The following is an 18,608-nucleotide window of genomic DNA, read 5'->3' on the forward strand; positions in this document are numbered from 1 at the left end:
ATAAAATAAAAAAATTAATACTAAAATAATACTAAAAATAAAATAAAAATAAAATAAAAAATAAAGAAGTATAATTTATTATTAAATATTAGCACAATGTTGCGACAATTACGTTATCTTTTACCCTGTGAATTTTTACGGTTACAGTATTTCCAAGTAATTTTTCCGTATTTTTACAGTTTATTATTTGAATTACCCTATCTCGAGCCATTCCTATAACTTCCCCAACTATTCTTCCTTCAGCCACTACTTTTACATTTTCAACAGTTTCGTTTAGTGAAAATGGGCATGGTATCCGCCTCATGGGTCTAGAACCATAGTATTTTAAAGGGGTTTTCAAATGAACTTTTATTCCTTTTTTCGCATATTCATTTTCAAGATTACCCAATAATTCATAAAATTTCTTAAAGTCCCAAATTTTCATGTTTGGTACTTTTCTACCAAATTGATATGTTAAACATAATTGTACGCCCAAAATTGGGTTTAATTTATTTGTAATAGGATTTATTGTATCTTGAGGAACCTTATTCTGTAAATCAACCGCATAATCGATTACTTTTCTAAATTCTTCGTCATTATAACCTGGTAATAATAAAGGAGCTATTAAAAGGTGAATTTTTGAATTCTTTATGTATTCTGCCATTTCTTTTATTCTTTCTATATCGTAACTTTTTTTACCAGAAAGACCTTTTGAAAATTTTTCATCCATGGCATTTATTGATAAATTTATTCTATGTAGGCCCGCCTCTTCTAGCTCATTAATTAATTTATAAGATAAATTTACCCCATTTGATTGAATTGAAACAATACCGCTTCCTTTTTTAACAACGTCGTTCAATCGTTCCACTAATTCAGGTAATGGGTGGTATAAAGTAGGTTCACCCTGACCATCCAAATGTGCTTCAATTTTATTATTTCCTTTATATTCTACAACACGCTCAAATGTATTCATTAAATGGTCAATATCAACATAGTAATCGTTTATTCTTGATTTAGATGGTGTTCCTTCATCTACCGAACAAAATGGGCATCTTATATTACAGCCACTGTGACCCCTAACTTGGATGATATTTGTACCCCTATCGATTACCCCGAAAGCAGTATGTCCGATTAAAGGGATATTTTCAGTTATATATATTGTTTTACGTCCTGTAACCTTATTTTTGAGATTTGATGCTAAATTCATAGATATATTAGTTAATATATCACTTTTAATGTTATTTATATTCTTTAAATCATATTTACTCGTTTCATCCTTAAAATCTTCCAAAATTATCTTTTTATTGGAGCATTCCCCGTCTTTTTCGTTTTCCTTAGGGTTTTCCTTAGGTATTGTTATATTACCATATTTTTTAACATTTTTTGGAATTTCTACTTCGTAATATTTATTTATTCCAATTTTTAGCATTTCAAATTTGTTATTTCTTTTTTCTTTTTTATTTTCTTTTTTATTTTCTGTTTTACTTTCTGTTTTACTTTCGATTTCGTTTTCTTTTTTATCTTCAATACTTGTAATCATTTTGTAACTTGAAAAATCTAAAATATGAGGCAAGTCCGTGGATAAATTTTCATCGTGTTTATTATTTTTCCTTTTTTTATTATTTTTTGCCATGATTAACCCTTAATTAATTCAAATTCTTGATGGATTTCGTTGTTTAAATTATTGCATAAATAATATACGCTAAGTTTTAAATGAGATATAGTATTATTTAATATTAAAATATATTGAAAAGATGTGTATGATTAAAAGATGTGTATTATTATATGATATACATAATTTATAATTATTAATAATATTTTATAAGCGGATTATGTACAATATTATAACTTATCGTAAACACTATTGTAATAGACATTATGAGTGATATTATGGAAAATTATTCTTCAGAATTAGATAAAATTATTGGAAATTACAAGCAAAATTTTAATGAAAATTTAAAAATTCTTGATGCTTCAGCTTTCATACATGGTTATAATCCCATGTTAGAGGAAGGGGAGCATTTTACGACAAATAACATTGTTGAAGAAGTAAAAACAAAGGAAGACATTGTTTTTTTAGCTTTAGAATCTAACCGTGTTAAAATCATGGAACCTAGTGCCGAAATATTGAATATTGTTAAAGAAACAGCTTTAAAAACGGGTGATGCTGTTTCAGATAATGATATGGAAATTTTAGCCCTTGCAATTCAGCTTTCCGGCGTACTATATACTGATGACTATGGTATTCAAAATGTTGCAAAAAAATTTGAAACAAAGGTTAAAAACATTAATATGGAAGGAATTAAAAAGGAATTTATTTGGCGTAAGATGTGCAAAGGTTGTAAAAAGCTTTATAATGTAAATTACAGCAATGAAACCTGCGAAGTTTGCGGAAGTGAACTAGTTAGGAAGATGGTTAAAAAAAGAATTAATAAAGGCGGTAAAAATAAAAAATATAAAAAGAATTCTAATAAAAAATATAAAAAAGACAGTAATGAAATTGTCTGGAAATAATAGGGATAATAAAACAATAAATTATAAATTATAAAAATATTAATAAAATATTAATAAAATATTGATAAAATATTGATAAATTAAAAATAAATTAGTTAGATTAGAATTAAATCATTTCAACGAATGCTTCTAATCTTGTTTTTATTTGTTCTTTGTCGCTTTCAGAGTAGTCTGTTTCTACTCTTATAATAGGAATTCCTGCTTCTTTAAGTGCATCTTCAACTAAAACTCCTTCGATGTTAAAGTCGTGGCAGAATTGTAATGTGTAGTATACTACGCCGTCTACTTTTTGCTCTTTTACTAATTCTTTAATTCTGTCTATTCTTTTATCATTTTTGTAAGCTACAGCACAGTTTATTTTGAAGTATCTGTTTGCTAAATCTTCAATTGTGTTTCCTTCAACGTAATTTTCGAATTTTCTTGTACCAGTACAGGTTTCTTCACCTACAACGATACCGCCAACTTCTTCAACAAGGTCCACAATTTTGGTATTTCCTGCGGTCATTGGGCAACCTGCAATTAAAATTCTTTTTCCAGTGAATCCTTCGCCTTTTGCTACTCTTTCTTCTAATTCAACTACCAATTCAGATAAAATTTCTATTCTATCGTGGATATCTAATAAGAATGATTTTTGGAAGAATGATAAAGCATCTTTACCGGTTATAGGTGTTGGAATATTTGCTCTTAATTCGTAAATTTTGTAGAATAATTCTCTTTCTTTGTTTTCTAAAGCAATAGCTTCAGCTAATTTTTCATCGGTAATTTCATTACCTGTGAATTCTTCAATTAATTCCTTAAATTTAATAACTTCGTCAACCCATAATTTTCTAGAAGCTTCGTCTCTGAAGTGAGGTAAGTGCATAACGTGCATTCTTGCCATTTCTTCCATTTTTTCGAACATTTTCTTTTTACCGTCACAGGTTGTTTCACCTACAACGATGTCTGCTGCTTCAAAGTAAGGGCAAGCTTTATCTTTTTTAAAGCCGTATGATGATTTGATTAATGGACATAAGTTTCTTGGTAAATCTTCTTCAGCAGATGGGATTGTTGAGTCTTTACCCCCACATAAACCAACTGGCACGCTACCTGATGCGTGAATTAATTCTGTAGGTACGAAAGTACAGAATAAACCGAATACTTTTTTACCTGCGTCTTTTTCTGCGTATAATTCATCTTTTCTGTTTGCAAAAGCTTCATTTAACTTTGCAACTGATTTTAATTCATTCATTTTGTCACCAAAGTTATTTTAATATTATTAATATATTGATATTTTAATAGTTTAATATTTTGATACATTAATATTTTATGAGAATATCGGTTTTGAAATATTTGAAGTATTTTTAGGTAATATTTTATTTAAGATTAGAGTAGTTATTCAATAAATTAATAACTATATTAATATTTATATTTTATAAACATATCTATTAGATAAATTAATAAGATATATAAATACTTAGTGTATTGAGATAGCTAATGACTTGATTAATCTCATTTATCATTATTTAACCATATTTAACCATATTTAACCATATTTAAAGTTAGTTAAAATTATTTAAAAATGGTATTTTGTAATTAAATTTTTATATAATGTATTTATATGGATGAATAAATCAAATTTTATTATAAAAAAATAAAATAAAGCATGAAATGAAATATAGAATAATAATAATAATACATATAAAAAAATAATGGAATTGAAACTTATGAAACTTGCATCTCTTTATTCTGGTGGAAAGGACTCAACCTATGCGTTATACTGGGCATTACAAAATGGTCATGATGTTAAATATTTAGTAAATGTAAAGTCAAAAAATAAGGAAAGTTATATGTTTCACATTCCCAATGTGGAATTAACCAGCTTAGTTTCTGAAACTACAGGCATTCCTCTTGTAGAAGTGTTTACAGAAGGCGAAAAAGAAAAAGAAGTTGAAGATTTAAAAGAAGCTCTATCTAAATTAGATATAGATGGAGTAGTTTGCGGTGCACTTGCAAGTGAATATCAAAAAGAACGTGTTGATAGAATTTGTAAGGAAATTGGCATTGAATCAATAGCACCACTTTGGCATATTGATCAAGAAACAATATTGCGAGATACTTCCAAATTGTTTGACGTTAGAATAGTTGGCGTTTATGCTTATGGACTTGGCAAAGAATGGCTTGGAAAAAAGATAGATGATAGTAACATCGAAGAATTACTTAAAATTATGAGCAAATATCAAATAAATAAAGCCTTTGAAGGTGGTGAAGCCGAAACTTTTGTTTTTGATGCACCATTTTTTAAAGAAAAAATCGAAGTAATCGAATCTGAAATCGAATGGGATGGTATTAGCGGTACTTACTATGTTAAAAAAGCTAAATTAACACCCAAAAAGTAAAAAGTAAAAAAATATTAGTTTATTTAGAATATTAAATTATAACTTATAACTTATAACTTATAACTTATAATATATAACTTATAAATTATTTTATTATTAGTTACATTATTATTAGTTATTTTTAAGTAATTATTCAGCAATTTCTTTAATTGGTTCTTCGATAAATTCTTTTTCTTCATCTTCTGGAACTGTAACGTATTCTTCAGCTATTATTGCTGGTTCAGCGTCTATGTCAGCGTTTTTTGAAAGTGACTTAAAGCTAATTCCTAACTCACCATTTATATCCATAGAGCCTATTTTAAATTTAATTAATCTAATATCCTGTTTTAAATCTATTCTAATTACAAGCTCTTTGTCAGCTAGTGCATTTATAAGGTTTTCAGCATCTGCCATATTAAACCCCTCTCAAATTTTTATTAAATAACATATTAAAACTAATTAATAATATAAATATCACTTTTATAGTATATTAATATTTATAAAAAAATATATATCTAAGGAAAACCAATGAAAATATAATGATAAGCATTATTATTAAAAATTACACAATTTTATATAATTATTTAATTACTCGTTTACTTATTTTATAATTACCCATTTATTTAACAAATTTTTTATATCAGTATAATTCAAATTTAAAAGGTATATTTATGTTAAAATTAAAAAATAGAAAAAAAGCGCAAGTTTCACTAGAATTAGGGATATTTATAGCGTTAGTACTTGCGGTATCTGCAATAGTGGGGATTGGTTATATAAACGGAATTAAAAATGTAGGGGATGCCTATGTTAAGCCGTTAGATGATTTAGATTTTGACCCTGCATCATATATTCCACAACCTAATGTCACATTGGATGATGCATTGAATAATACAAATCTTACGGAAATACAAAAAATGCTAGAATCAAATAAAGATGCTTTAATTAATGAAATAAATAAAAGTGGTATTTTAAGCGATTCTGAACTTATTTATTCAAAGAATAATGCAGGCTCAAACAAATCTTGGAGCAGAATATTAGAAAACCATCTTGAAAATCTATCCAAGCCACCTTATGACAATATGTTGGGTATTTCAAATCCTTCACATCCTGATAATAAAGGTATTTTAAATTGGAATGCCGTTGGGAGTTTACCTGAGATATTCCAAAACCCTGCAGTATTTATTACGAATAATGCAAAATATAGTTATGATAATGTAGATAATGCCGATGATTTAGAAAAATTGAAAGGAACAGTGATTATATACAAACCTGATACATCAAAAATTATGGAATATTATTATATTGATGAAAATCTAGAAAAATCTAAAAAAGAAACTTATAGGATTAAATAATATTTAAAAAACAATATTAAATTTACAAATACCTTTTAAAAACTTATTTTATTCATTTTTTTAAGTAATAATTTATTTTAGTAAATTGATTACGATTTATTGTATTTTAAAGTAATTTAAAGTAATTTAAAAAGACTTTTTTAACAAATACCCTATTAGAATAATTAATATACGTAATAAGGTTTTAAAATAGGAATTCATATATATAAAATACCATTAAAGATAATACGGTAGTATATAATAAATTGGTAATATATTAAATAACATAATAACAAACTGGTGATATTATGGTAGTAAAAGTAGGTATCATAAAATGTGGTAACATAGGAATGTCCCCTTTAATCGACCTTAGCCTCGATGAAAGAGCTGACAGAAACGACATAGATGTGAGAGTTATAGGTAGTGGGGCTAAAATGGGCCCTGAACAAGTTGAAGAAGTTACTAAAAAAATGATTGAAGATATAAAACCAGACTTTGTTTTATACATCGGACCAAACCCAGCTGCTCCAGGACCAAAAGTTGCAAGAGAATTATTAAGCGCTGCTGATATCCCTGCTGTAATCATTGGTGATGCACCAGGTATTAAAGACAAAGACGCTATGGCAGAACAAGGATTAGGATACATTTTAATTAAATGTGACCCAATGATCGGTGCAAGAAGACAATTCTTAGACCCTGTTGAAATGTCAATGTTCAACGCTGACGTTGTTAGAGTATTAGCTGGAACTGGTGCTGCTAGAGTAGTTCAAAACGCTGTTGACGCTATGATTTACGCAGTTGAAGAAGGAAAAGAAATTGAACTTCCAAAAATCATTGTTACAGATGCAAAAGCTGTTGCTGCTGCTGAATTCTCAAACCCATACGCAAAAGCAAAAGCTATGGCTGCTTTCGTAATGGCTGAAAAAGTTGCTGACATTGACGTAAAAGGATGCTTCATGACCAAAGAAATGGACAAATACATCCCTATCGTTGCTTCAGCACACGAAACCATCAGATGCGCTGCTAAATTAGTAGACGAAGCAAGAGAATTGGAAAAAGCAACAGATGCAGTAAGCAGAAAACCACACGCAGGTGCTGGTGCTATCTTAAACAAAACAAAATTAATGGAAAAACCAGAATAAGATAGTAATAAATTAAAAATAAATTATTGCTTACTAAATAATTAAAATAACTTCATACTAATAATGTAATAGGATTTATTTACTAGTAATTTAATTAAGCAAATACCAATTATCCCTTTTTTTATTTTTTTAAAACATATCAAAGTTTTTACGGTGTTTTTATAATTGTCTAAATAATAAAAAGTATTATTTATATTTTTCAAAAATTACATCGATGTTATTTTATAGTATAATCATTGTATAGTATAAAATAGATATTATAATATCTAATAAGGCTAATAAATACACTATTATATTGTGTTATTATACAAATTATTATTATTATTATTATTATTATTATAAAACTAAGGTGCAACTATGATTTTAGGAATTGATATTGGTTCTACAACCACTAAAACTGTTTTAATGGATGAAACTAACAATAAAATTATTGATTACAGTATTGATAACATAGGCGTGGTAATCGAAGAAGAAATGATTATGGAGTATGTTAAAAAGTATGAGAAAAATTATTCTGTCGATAAAATCGTTGCTACAGGCTACGGACGCCATAAATTATCTTGCGTAGATAAAGTAGTACCTGAAGTAATTGCACTTGGAAAAGGAGCCAACTACTTTTTCCCAAACGTAGATGGACTTATTGACATAGGCGGGCAAGATAGTAAAGTTATTAAACTAGGAAAAGACGGAAAAGTAGTTGATTTTATATTATCTGATAAATGTGCTGCAGGAACTGGAAAATTCCTAGAAAAATCACTTGACATATTAAAAATTGATAAAAACGAAGACTTACACAAATACAAATCGGATAATGTAGCTAAAATATCTTCCATGTGTGCAGTTTTTGCAGAAACAGAGATAATATCATTATTATCTAAAAAAACGCCTAAAGAAGACATAATAATGGGAGTTTACGAAAGTATTGCAAATAGAACTATTCCTATGGCCCATAGATTAAAAATAGATGAAATTGCATTTAGTGGCGGAGTTGCTAAAAATCCCGTCCTTAGAGAAGTATTTGAAGCCAAAATGGGTAAGAAATTGTATGTATCAGAGGAACCACAAATTACCTGCTGTGTAGGTGCTTGTTTGTTAATATAATTAAAATGATTAAATAATTAAATAATTACATGATTAAATTATTGTCAAAATAGCATAACTTAAGAAATTTTATTATCTTTTTTATTATTTTTCCTTACTTTTCGATTGATTTTCTATAATTTTTAATATATTTTAGATTCAAATTAATTCATTACTTTTTTATAAGTCTTGAATAATATTAAAAAATAGTTGAAAAGATAAAATAATAAAAATTATAATTATTTGGTGTACTTATGAAATATGATTTTAGGGCTGAAAAAAGTCTTGGATATACTACCGGTTCTTGTGCGTGTGCAGGTGCATATTCGGGACTTTATTATCTAAAAAATGGCGAAATTTTAGACTTTGTTGAAATTGAAAATCCCAATGGCGAAATTTTAATAATCCCAATTGAAAGAATTATAATTAACCCAAAAAATGCTAATTCCGTTAAGGTTGTTGTAAAAAAATTTTCTGGCGAAGATATCGATGTTACGAATGGAGAATTTATAGAAATCGATGTAAAACTTTTAAAAAATGATGATTTAAACAAGTTCGATAAGTTCGATAAGTTTGATAATTTAAAAATTGACAAAGTGTCAAATATTAAGGAATATGAAAACGAATTTGTAATTATAAATGGTGGTAAGGGCGTAGGGCTTGTAACAAAAGAAGGTTTGCAAATTCAGGTTGGAGATTATGCAATAAATCCAAAGCCTAGGGGAATGATAATAGAAAATTGCCTAAAATTATTGGAAAAAGATGAAAAAAGCCAAAAACCTGTTGAAAAAGTTATGGTAACTGTTTCCGTACCTAATGGGTTAGAATTAGCTAAAAAAACATTGAATCCAAAATTAGGCATTATCAAGGGTATATCAATTCTTGGAACTACTGGGATAGTAAGACCGATGTCAAATGACGCTTACAAAAATTCACTTGTTCCTCAAATCGATGTTGCATTGTCTAAAAATTACAAGAGTGTCATATTTGTTGCAGGCAATATCGGAACTAAATACGCGAAAAAGGATACAGATATTAACATTCACGATAAATACTTTAAAAATGGCTTTGATGAAGATAAAGTGATAGAAGTGTCTAATTTTTGGGATTTTATGCTAGATAAGGCACTTGAAAAGGGTATTGAAGAAATAACTATCTATGGCCATTCAGGCAAAATAGTTAAATTAGCAGGCGGTATTTATAATACACATTCTAAGGTTTCTGATGCTAGAAATGAAATTTTAACAGCCTACTCTGCTCAGTATATCGATGATAAATCACTTATTCGCAAAATTTTATATGCAAACACTACTGAAGAAATAAATGGATACTTAAAAGAGATAAGAATTCTTGAAACTGTTTATAATGAAATTTGCAAAAGAGTAGTTGAAAGATTAGAATATAGGTGGGATAAAATTAAATTTAATTGTCATATTATTGGAATGAAAGGCGAAAAACTTGGTAAATTCGATAAAAATTAAAATGAAAATTAAAATTAAACTAAAAATATAAATATAAAAGTAAAAAATATAATATAAAAATAAAAGTAAAAATTTCAAAAAAATAAGTAATTTAATTAGGAATATTATTCATCTACGTAATAATATTCTCCAATTTCTTTTTGATATATGTCTCTTTGGCTTCCTTCTTTATTAACTCTTGGTCTGCCCGTTTCAGGGTCTCGTCTAAATGTAATACCCATTTGTTTTAAAAACTTGTTTGCACCGTCTCTCTTTTTCAATGGAGCACTTCCTTGACCATTCATTCCAGCTTCACCATTGAATACGATGAATCTATCTGAAATGTAATCCTGGAATAATATATCGTGATCAACCACAAACATTGCTGCGTCCTTTTCGTCGGCCATACGTCTTATAACTCTTGAAGCGTTTAATCTTTGTTCAACATCCAAGAAAGCTGAAGGTTCGTCAATTAGATATAAATCTGCGTCATGACTTAAGCAGGCTGCAATTGAAACTCTTTGAAGCTCCCCGCCAGAAAGATCTTTTACATTTGACTCCATTAAATTTTCAAGAGCCAAAGGTTTTATAATCTCTGACTTGTAGAATGAAGTGTGTATGGCAGTTATTCCCATTAATAAATCTTCTACGGTTCCATCGAAATCTGTTAAGATATACTGAGGTTTATAAGCTACTTTAATATCTCCGTTTATTTCGCCACTATTTGGTTTCATAACTCCCGCTAATGCTTTTACAAAGGTTGTTTTACCAATACCGTTAGGTCCAAGTATACCTACAACTTCCCCTTGGTATATTTCGCCACCTTCAACGTTCAATTTGAAATCACCTAAGTTTACGCTAATATCCGTGTAATCTAAGAGCATAGGTCTGTTTGAGTTATCTGCAGGTGGTCTTTTTTCGAAGATAATGGAATTTTTCCTGAATCTTATGTTTTCTTCTTTTAAGAATCCATCTAGGTAAGCGTTAATGCCTACTCTTGTACCTCTTGGGTGTGTAACAACCCCGTAAGCAGATGGTACACCGTACATAATGTGTATATTGTCAGATAAATAATCTAAAACGATCAAATCGTGCTCAACAGCTACCACTTTCTTGTCTTCGCTAACTTTTCTTATAACTTTTGCAGCACTAAAACGTTGTTTAACGTCTAACCAAGATGTAGGCTCGTCAAAATAGTATATGCTACCATCTCTTAAGCAAGCTGCGGCAATAGCAACTCTTTGAAGCTCTCCACCACTTAATTGAGTGAATTCCCTGTTTAACAAATTGGTAAGTTCCAATTCTTTGGTTAATTCATCAAATTTGCCTTTTTCATCCACTTTTCTTAACATGTCTCCTACTTTACCCTTAACTACTTTAGGTAATATATCAACATATTGTGGTTTGTGAATTGGTTTAATATTTTTTTCCTTGAGTTTTTCAAAGTAATTTTGCAATTCAGTCCCTGAAAAATGCTTAACTACATCTTCAATGCTTGCAGGATTTTCCAAATCGTTTAAATTCGGTACAATCTCGCCGTTTAATATTTTTATGATGGTAGACTTACCTACCCCGTTAGGCCCTAAAATACCGGTTACGCCATTTCTTGGAGAGATTAAGCCATATAATCTAAATCTGTTTTGGCCATACGAGTGTATAATCTTATCGTCTGAGAGTTCTTCGGGTAAGCCGATTATTTTAATCGAACCAAATGGACATCTCTTCGTACAGATACCGCAACCACTGCACAGTTGTTCAGAGATTATTGGTTTTCCAGTATCATCGTCTATGACGATAGTTTCTTCCTCCATTCTAACGCCTGGACAGTATTTCATACATTCCATAGAGCAACGCCTTGGTTGGCACCTATCATAATCTAATATTGCTAGTCTTGACATTTAATCACCATAATATTGATAATAATGAAATAATAGTTCATATTAAACTGTATAATTTTAAATTATATAATAGAACTTATATCTTATATCTTATAGCTTATAACTTATAACTTATAACTTATAAATTATAGATTTCAATTATATATTAAAATTAAATTAAATTAAATTAATAAGATAATAATATAATTATTTGATATTTATTTAGGTTATTTAGATTATTGAGACTTAGCATAACCTACGAGTCCACCTTTGCTCAATATATCCATTGTTTTGCCTTTTGGAAAGATGCAACTTACTTTCTTAAAGTCTTTGTTTTCTATTGAATATTCTTCAATATCTTTATTATTTATATATATTTTTTTATTCTCAAAATCTAATTCTACCAAGATATTCATTTCTGAATTTTGGTTTTGGTTTTGGTTTTGGTTTTCATTTTCGTTTTTAGATTCTTTTAAGGTATTATTTATATTTTCAATGATTTTTTTAATTCCCTTGCATTCTATTGGAATTATTCCCAAATTTATACAATTTCTATAAAAAATTCTTGCAAAACTCTCTGCAATTATTGCTTGAATACCGCAGTATTTTATCGCGACAGGTGCTTGCTCTCTCGAACTCCCACAACCAAAATTCTCGCCTGCAATAATTACATCGCCATTAGCGGTTTTATTAGGGAAATCCTCATCAATACCCGCCATACAATGCAATGCTAATTCGTAAAGGTCTGTTGTTCTTAAATAAGCACCTGGTATAATTGCATCGGTATCTACATCATCTCCAAAAATATGTGCTTTCCCACTTATTTTTGAAGGTAAACCATTGGCATATAATTCTTCTATGTTTTGGCTTTTAAGTTTGTTATACGTGTTATTTTTTTCCATAGCATCACCAAAATAAACATTTATAAATTAACTTGGTTATTGACAATATATTCTAAATATATGTGCTAAACAATAGTAATAATAAATACAAATACTAATTGTTCCGTTCAAAATTGAATATAAGCAATTAATAAAGAAGTAGGAATAATATAATTTATCATGATATTATAAATTAGCATATTTGCATTAGAATTGTAAGTATAATTATAGTTATGATTTTAATTTTAATTTTAATTTTTGATACTAAAATATGAATTCCTACTATTAATAATTAATATTGTTAAAAGTAGTAAATTTATTAGCAATTACGACATGTTAAATTTAACATGCGTGCTGTGTTTATCACAATTATTACGGCTTATGTTGATTATTATTGTGTATTATTGTTTATTATCTTATTTATTGGTGAATTTATGGAAAAAGAAATATTATCTGAAAAAATACTTATGGATTTGGATTATAACTCTAAAGACCTTTGTATTGATAAATACTACAAAAATTGTGGATTAAAAAATCCTGAAATAAATTTACAAAAAGAATGTGAGTTTAAACCTTATTTTTATGTGGATACATCAGAACCACAAGACATTTACGATTATTTAGATACCCTAAATCAAGAAATTGATTTAAAAAAATTAGAGCCCGAATTTGAGAATAGTACTTCTTTAAAGGTTCAGGATTTAATAACAAATATAGAAGTTATTGAAAAAATTGTTTATTCTGATTATATTTTAAATGGAAAAGATATTTCGGAAGTAAGTGATTTTAAAAATAAAAAAGAACGAAAAATATGTAAAATCTATGTAAAATACCCTAATCACGTGAAAATAATAAGAGAATACTTTAAAGAATTTGGAAAGTCCTATGAGTTTGACATTCCTTTTTTAAGGAGATATATGATTGACCAAGATATTGTACCATCGGCAAAATATTCCGAAAATAATAAAATAGATAATAGTATTCCGGAATTAAATTGCATAGCATTTGATATGGAACTATATTGTAAAAAAGAACCAAATGCGAAGAAAGACCCCATAATAATGGTTAATTTATTCTCTAAGGACTATCAAAAAGTAATTACGTATAAAAAATTTGAAAATTCGGAATATAATGGATGTGTGGATTACGTAAAAGATGAAAAAGAGTTGATTCAAAAAACAATTGAAATTTTGAAACAATATGACGTAATATATACCTATAATGGAGATAATTTTGATTTTCCATATTTAAAGAAAAGGGCGAATATTTATGAAATTGAATTGGATTTTGCCAGTACTTCTAATTCTCAGCAACCTCAAATCATAAAAATTTCAAAAGGGGGAATCAATAGAAAAAGCAAAATTCCTGGAATTATCCACATCGATCTTTATCCAATTGCTAGAAAATTATTAAATCTTACCAAGTACAAATTAGAATATGTAGTACAGGAATTATTTAAAATAAACAAAGAAGCTATTGATTATGGAGATATTCCCAAAATGTGGGAAACAGAAGATACTACATTGCTGAGATATGCCTATGAAGACGCACTATACACGTACAAAATGGGGAATTACTTCTTACCCCTTGAAATAATGTTCTCAAGAATAGTTAATCAGCCCTTGTATGACACTAGTAGAATGAATAGTAGCCAGATGGTAGAATTCTTACTACTTAAACGTTCTTTTGAACAAAATATGATATCCCCTAACCGACCTTCTAGTTCAAGTTATAGGGAACGTGCCAAATTCTCTTACGAAGGCGGTTATGTTAGAGAACCGTTAAAAGGCATTCAAGAAGATATTGTTTCACTTGACTTTATGAGTCTATACCCTTCAATATTGATAAGCCATAATATAAGCCCCGAAACAGTTATTTATGAAGAAAAAGAACGAGAAAATATGGAGCTTGGGATAATTCCTAAAACCCTTAATGAATTATTGAGTAGAAGAAAGCATATTAAAATGCTTTTAAAAGATAAAATTCAAAAAAATGATTTTGATGAAGAATATAGCCGATTAGAACATGAACAGAAATCCATTAAAGTGCTTGCAAATAGCCATTATGGTTATTTGGCATTCCCAATGGCTCGTTGGTACTCCGATAAATGCGCGGAAATGGTTACAGGACTTGGTCGGAAATATATTCAAGAAACCATAGAAAAGGCAGAAGAATTTGGATTTAAGGTAATTTATGCGGATACAGATGGTTTTTATGCTAAATGGGATTATGACAAACTTCGGAATGAGAAAAGTGAAGAGAACGATAAAGAGAACGATAAATCTGATAAATTATCTAAATTATCTAAATCTAAATTATCGAAAGAAGAATTAATAATATTAACTAAAAAGTTCTTAAAAGAAGTTAATGAAGAATTACCAGAAGGTATGGAATTAGAATTTGAAGGATATTTCAAAAGAGGATTATTTGTTACAAAAAAGAAATATGCACTAATAGAAGATGATAGACATATTGTAGTAAAAGGTCTAGAAGTTGTAAGACGAGATTGGTCTAATATTGCTAAAGATACCCAGCAAGCTGTTATTAAGGCATTATTGGAAGATGGTGATGTTAATTTGGCTAAAAAAATTATTAAACATACAATTGATAATTTGAAAAAAGGAAATATTGACAAAAATGATTTACTTATACATACTCAATTAACTAAAAATATCGAGGAATATAGGTCAACTGCCCCACACATTGAAGTAGCTAAAAAAATAAAACAACGTGGAGATTCAGTCCGAGTTGGAGATGTTATAAGCTATATAATTGTCAAAGGTAGCCGTTCAATTAGTGAAAGAGCCCAACTATTAGAATATGCGGGAGATTACGATGTGAATTATTATATTGACAATCAAGTTTTACCGCCAGTTATTAGAATTATGGAGTCTTTAGGAATTTCAGAGGATGAATTGAAAAATTCAGGTAAGCAGTTTAAACTTGACCATTTTATGTAAAAACTTTTGGAAAAGTAGTTGTGAAAAATTTAAAAAGTTATTAAACTAATTATTAAAATAATTATTAAATATATTAAAAATAAATTTAATTAATTAGTTAATACCATAAATTTTTGTAAGATTTTATAAATATTTAGATAAATCAATATATCTTTAAAATCGTTTAAAAAAGTTGCAAAAATTTGCAACCTTTTTTTAATAGTTCTAATCTTTTTTTTATAGCCCTTTTTAAAAAAATAAATCATTTTGAGTTTTATACGTCGTGAAACGGTTTCAGAGACCGTATTAAATGGTAAGGTATATATACCAAGATAGGCATAGTACTATTTGTCAGAAGACGTGGTGACTTGTGAACTTGTAACTTATAAAATTGTAATTAAGTTATTAAATTACTTTCAAAAAGTTTCAAAAAAAGTTTCAAAAATAGTCATTATCGATGACACAGATTATACTTATAATTATTAAGAAATTTATCAAATTAATTATCAATTTGTGACTATATTTATACAATATATATTTGTAAATTGGTAGAACAATTTCGAAAGTAATAAAAATAATATCATATATTATTTATACGAGTATTGACTACTCGTTTAAGAAGATATACTTTCGAGTATGTTACCAACAAATAACTATAAATATAGAAAAATACTAAAAATTTAGTATTATGGTAGTAATGTTAAATTAAATACTAATTACAATTTAAAAGTTTAACAACTTATTGATTACTACCGGAAATACAAAACCTAAAAAATAATACAAAAATAAAAACAAAAGGTGCATTACAATGGCAATGAGCTTAAAAAAGATCGGTGCAATTGCTGCAGGTAGCGCTATGGTAGCTTCAGCATTAGCTACAGGTGTTTTCGCTGTAGAAAAAATCGGTGACGTAGAAGGATTTAAAGTAATAGACAACGGTGAACCAACCGCAGATATCGTAGTAGGTTCAACAGCTGCTGCTGCTGACGTTGTTTCAGCTGCAAACGTAGCTGCAAAAGTTGGATCAATGATGTTCAAAGAAGGAGAATCATCAACAGGTTCCGCAAAATTAACAGTTAAAGCTTCAGCAGAATCAGATGACTTAAACTTAAAAGAAGTTACCAACAACACTGTTGACACAGCTAAATTTTTAGAAACTGATGGAGACCAAGCATTTGTAGTTGCAGCTGCTGATAGTGACTATGCAGATGCTTTAATTAACGCAACAACAGGATTTGCAAACGTTGCAAATGGTGTATTATATGATGAAGCAAAATTAGCTGCAGCTGAATCATTAGGAGATTTGAGCACATTATCAGTTGTTAAAGATGTAGACCCATCAGACTGGTACGATGACGCAACAGCTGCTGCTGATGTTCCAACTAAAGACTACTACGATCAAGACGGTGACGCAGTAGAATTTTTAATGGCTACAGTTGAAAGTAACGGTGATGATAAATCATTAATCGTTGATGAAGATGGCGTATTATATGCTTCAATTGCATACGATGACGATAACGAAGACTTCCAAAGAGCTACACAAGTTTTAAAAGAAGGTAACAGATTACCATTCTTAGGTGAAGAATACGCTTTAGTTAAATTAGACACAGATGACGACATTGTATACTTGGGTAAAGAAATATTCGATGGAGTTTTAAAAGAAGGCGACACCTACAACATCGGTGACGGTTACGAATTAAAAGTTGTAGCTATCTTAAAAGCTCAAGTAAGCGGTAATGACGAATACAAAGTAAGCTTACAATTAATGAAAGATGGAAAAGTTGTTGCTGAAAAATTCGATGTAGCTAAAGCAGGAAGTCCATTAAAAATGATATACACTCCAGGAAACATCGGTATTGTAATCAACAAAGCATGGGAAAACGTTGGTGGTGACTACGGTTACGCAAGTACTTTAATCACAAAAGATGTTATTGCTTTAGAACTCGGTGAAGAATACATACCTGACTGGGAAGTTGTTACAATTGAAAAAGACACAACTGCAAGTAACACCAAAGATTCAAAGATGACACTCTCTGACGACAAAATTACAAAAGATAACACATACGGTATTGGTTTACAATACGTTGGTGACGACGAAGACAACTTCAAATCAGGAAAAGCAATAAAAATTGCAAAATACGCTGAAATTGAATTAGATGGTGAAGACAAAGAAGATACAAAATTAAACTTGTTCTTCTCAATGGATGAAACCAAAGAAGCAACATTAGCTGCTGGTCAAAAAGTTACAGTATTAAACTCAGACATCACTTTATCAGAAGTAATGGCTGACGCTAAAGCTCCTGTAGCATTCAAAGCACCTTTAGCTGTATTAGACTCAGAAGTTTCATTAGACGCTGCTAACAAGAAATTAATCTTAGTTGGTGGTCCTGTAGCTAACGCTTTAACAAAAGAATTAGCTGACGCTGGAAAAGTTGAATTAAGCAACGAATCACCTGCAACATTAGCTGTAGTAGCTGGTGCTGCAAACGGTAACGATGTATTAGTAGTAGCTGGTGGCGACAGAGCTGCAACAGCAGAAGCTGCTAACGCATTAATCGAAATGTTATAATTTGAATTATTCAAACTATAATTTTCAACCAAAAAAAGAAGTGGGATTTTTCCCACTTTTTTTATTTTATTATTTTATATTGTTTTATTTAAATGTATGGATATAGTTTTTTTAAAGATTTGAATTGTTAGAATTATTATTAAAAATAAAAAAGTTAAAATATTAAAAAATAATATACAAGTAATATATTTTGAAAAATAATATATTTAAATATATAAATTAATTTGCCTAAAATAAAAATGGTAGCGAGGGGACGATTTGAACGTCCGATCTTCGGGTTATGAGCCCGACGGGATAGGCCTGGCTACCCTACCTCGCTAATGTTCTTGTGTATTATTTTATTCTTATTCTCTATTTTATATTATTAGTTTTATTTCTATTTAGTATAAATGGTAGCGAGGGGACGATTTGAACGTCCGATCTTCGGGTTATGAGCCCGACGGGATAGGCCTGGCTACCCTACCTCGCTAATGTTCTTGTGT

The 18,608-nt window shown here is 29.1% G+C and carries 13 protein-coding genes and 2 tRNA genes; 8 read left to right on the forward strand and 7 right to left on the reverse strand.

All coding sequences use genetic code 11. The features are described from left to right. Window positions 1–88 precede the first annotated feature (88 nt). Window positions 89–1,612: a radical SAM protein gene (locus tag J2127_RS04130; RefSeq protein ID WP_245326446.1), complete on the reverse strand. Its 1,524-nt coding sequence runs from the start codon at window positions 1,610–1,612 to the stop codon at window positions 89–91. A 257-nt stretch (window positions 1,613–1,869) separates the two neighbouring features. Here J2127_RS04130 and J2127_RS04135 point away from each other — a divergent pair, with 257 nt between their 5' ends. Then, window positions 1,870–2,493 carry a type II toxin-antitoxin system VapC family toxin gene (locus J2127_RS04135; RefSeq protein WP_209732275.1) on the forward strand — a complete coding sequence of 208 codons (624 nt, stop codon included), beginning with the start codon at window positions 1,870–1,872 and terminating at the stop codon, window positions 2,491–2,493. Window positions 2,494–2,599: 106 nt separating this feature from the next. On the opposite strand, the gene J2127_RS04140 is transcribed toward J2127_RS04135, so the two are convergent. Beyond that, complete coding sequence (locus J2127_RS04140) at window positions 2,600–3,721, reverse strand: double-cubane-cluster-containing anaerobic reductase (protein WP_209732276.1); 1,122 nt, start codon at window positions 3,719–3,721, stop codon at window positions 2,600–2,602. 475 nt (window positions 3,722–4,196) lie between these two features. On the opposite strand from J2127_RS04140, the gene J2127_RS04145 reads away from it, so the two are divergent. Continuing rightward, the gene (locus J2127_RS04145; protein ID WP_209732277.1) at window positions 4,197–4,868 is read left to right on the forward strand and encodes a TIGR00289 family protein; all 672 of its coding nucleotides are present in this window, start codon (window positions 4,197–4,199) and stop codon (window positions 4,866–4,868) included. 129 nt (window positions 4,869–4,997) lie between these two features. Here the strand turns inward: J2127_RS04145 and J2127_RS04150 are convergent, their stop codons facing one another. Beyond that, the gene (locus J2127_RS04150) at window positions 4,998–5,261 is read right to left on the reverse strand and encodes a hypothetical protein (RefSeq protein ID WP_209732278.1); all 264 of its coding nucleotides are present in this window, start codon (window positions 5,259–5,261) and stop codon (window positions 4,998–5,000) included. Between the two features lie 257 nt (window positions 5,262–5,518). On the opposite strand from J2127_RS04150, the gene J2127_RS04155 reads away from it, so the two are divergent. From J2127_RS04155 to cbiD, 4 genes are all read left to right on the forward strand, one after another. After that, window positions 5,519–6,199, forward strand: a complete 681-nt coding sequence (locus J2127_RS04155; protein ID WP_209732279.1) for a class III signal peptide-containing protein — start codon at window positions 5,519–5,521, stop codon at window positions 6,197–6,199. Window positions 6,200–6,486: 287 nt separating this feature from the next. Beyond that, window positions 6,487–7,320 (forward strand): F420-dependent methylenetetrahydromethanopterin dehydrogenase, encoded by an 834-nt coding sequence (locus tag J2127_RS04160; RefSeq protein ID WP_209732280.1) that lies wholly within the window; start codon window positions 6,487–6,489, stop codon window positions 7,318–7,320. A 357-nt stretch (window positions 7,321–7,677) separates the two neighbouring features. Continuing rightward, a complete protein-coding gene (locus tag J2127_RS04165) occupies window positions 7,678–8,421 on the forward strand; it encodes an acyl-CoA dehydratase activase (protein ID WP_209732281.1) in 744 nt (247 codons plus the stop codon). Between the two features lie 233 nt (window positions 8,422–8,654). Continuing rightward, a complete protein-coding gene (gene cbiD / locus J2127_RS04170) occupies window positions 8,655–9,881 on the forward strand; it encodes a cobalt-precorrin-5B (C(1))-methyltransferase CbiD (RefSeq protein ID WP_209732282.1) in 1,227 nt (408 codons plus the stop codon). A 104-nt stretch (window positions 9,882–9,985) separates the two neighbouring features. On the opposite strand, the gene J2127_RS04175 is transcribed toward cbiD, so the two are convergent. Next, entirely contained in the window at window positions 9,986–11,758 is a 1,773-nt protein-coding gene (locus J2127_RS04175) for a ribosome biogenesis/translation initiation ATPase RLI (RefSeq protein WP_209732283.1), read from the reverse strand. A 215-nt stretch (window positions 11,759–11,973) separates the two neighbouring features. Continuing rightward, window positions 11,974–12,639, reverse strand: a complete 666-nt coding sequence (locus J2127_RS04180; protein ID WP_209732284.1) for a 3-isopropylmalate dehydratase small subunit — start codon at window positions 12,637–12,639, stop codon at window positions 11,974–11,976. Between the two features lie 413 nt (window positions 12,640–13,052). Here J2127_RS04180 and J2127_RS04185 point away from each other — a divergent pair, with 413 nt between their 5' ends. Next, on the forward strand, window positions 13,053–15,578 hold the full coding sequence (locus J2127_RS04185; protein ID WP_209732285.1) for a DNA-directed DNA polymerase: 2,526 nt from the start codon (window positions 13,053–13,055) through the stop codon (window positions 15,576–15,578). Between the two features lie 787 nt (window positions 15,579–16,365). Next, window positions 16,366–18,126 (forward strand): S-layer protein, encoded by a 1,761-nt coding sequence (locus J2127_RS04190; RefSeq protein WP_209732286.1) that lies wholly within the window; start codon window positions 16,366–16,368, stop codon window positions 18,124–18,126. 240 nt (window positions 18,127–18,366) lie between these two features. Here the strand turns inward: J2127_RS04190 and J2127_RS04195 are convergent. Further along, window positions 18,367–18,445, reverse strand: a tRNA-Met gene (locus J2127_RS04195). A 71-nt stretch (window positions 18,446–18,516) separates the two neighbouring features. After that, window positions 18,517–18,595 (reverse strand) — tRNA-Met (locus J2127_RS04200). Between the last annotated feature and the right edge of the window lie 13 nt (window positions 18,596–18,608).

Source organism: Methanococcus voltae, from assembly GCF_017875395.1.
Classification (GTDB): domain Archaea; phylum AGJL01; class Methanococci; order Methanococcales; family Methanococcaceae; genus Methanococcus; species Methanococcus voltae_C.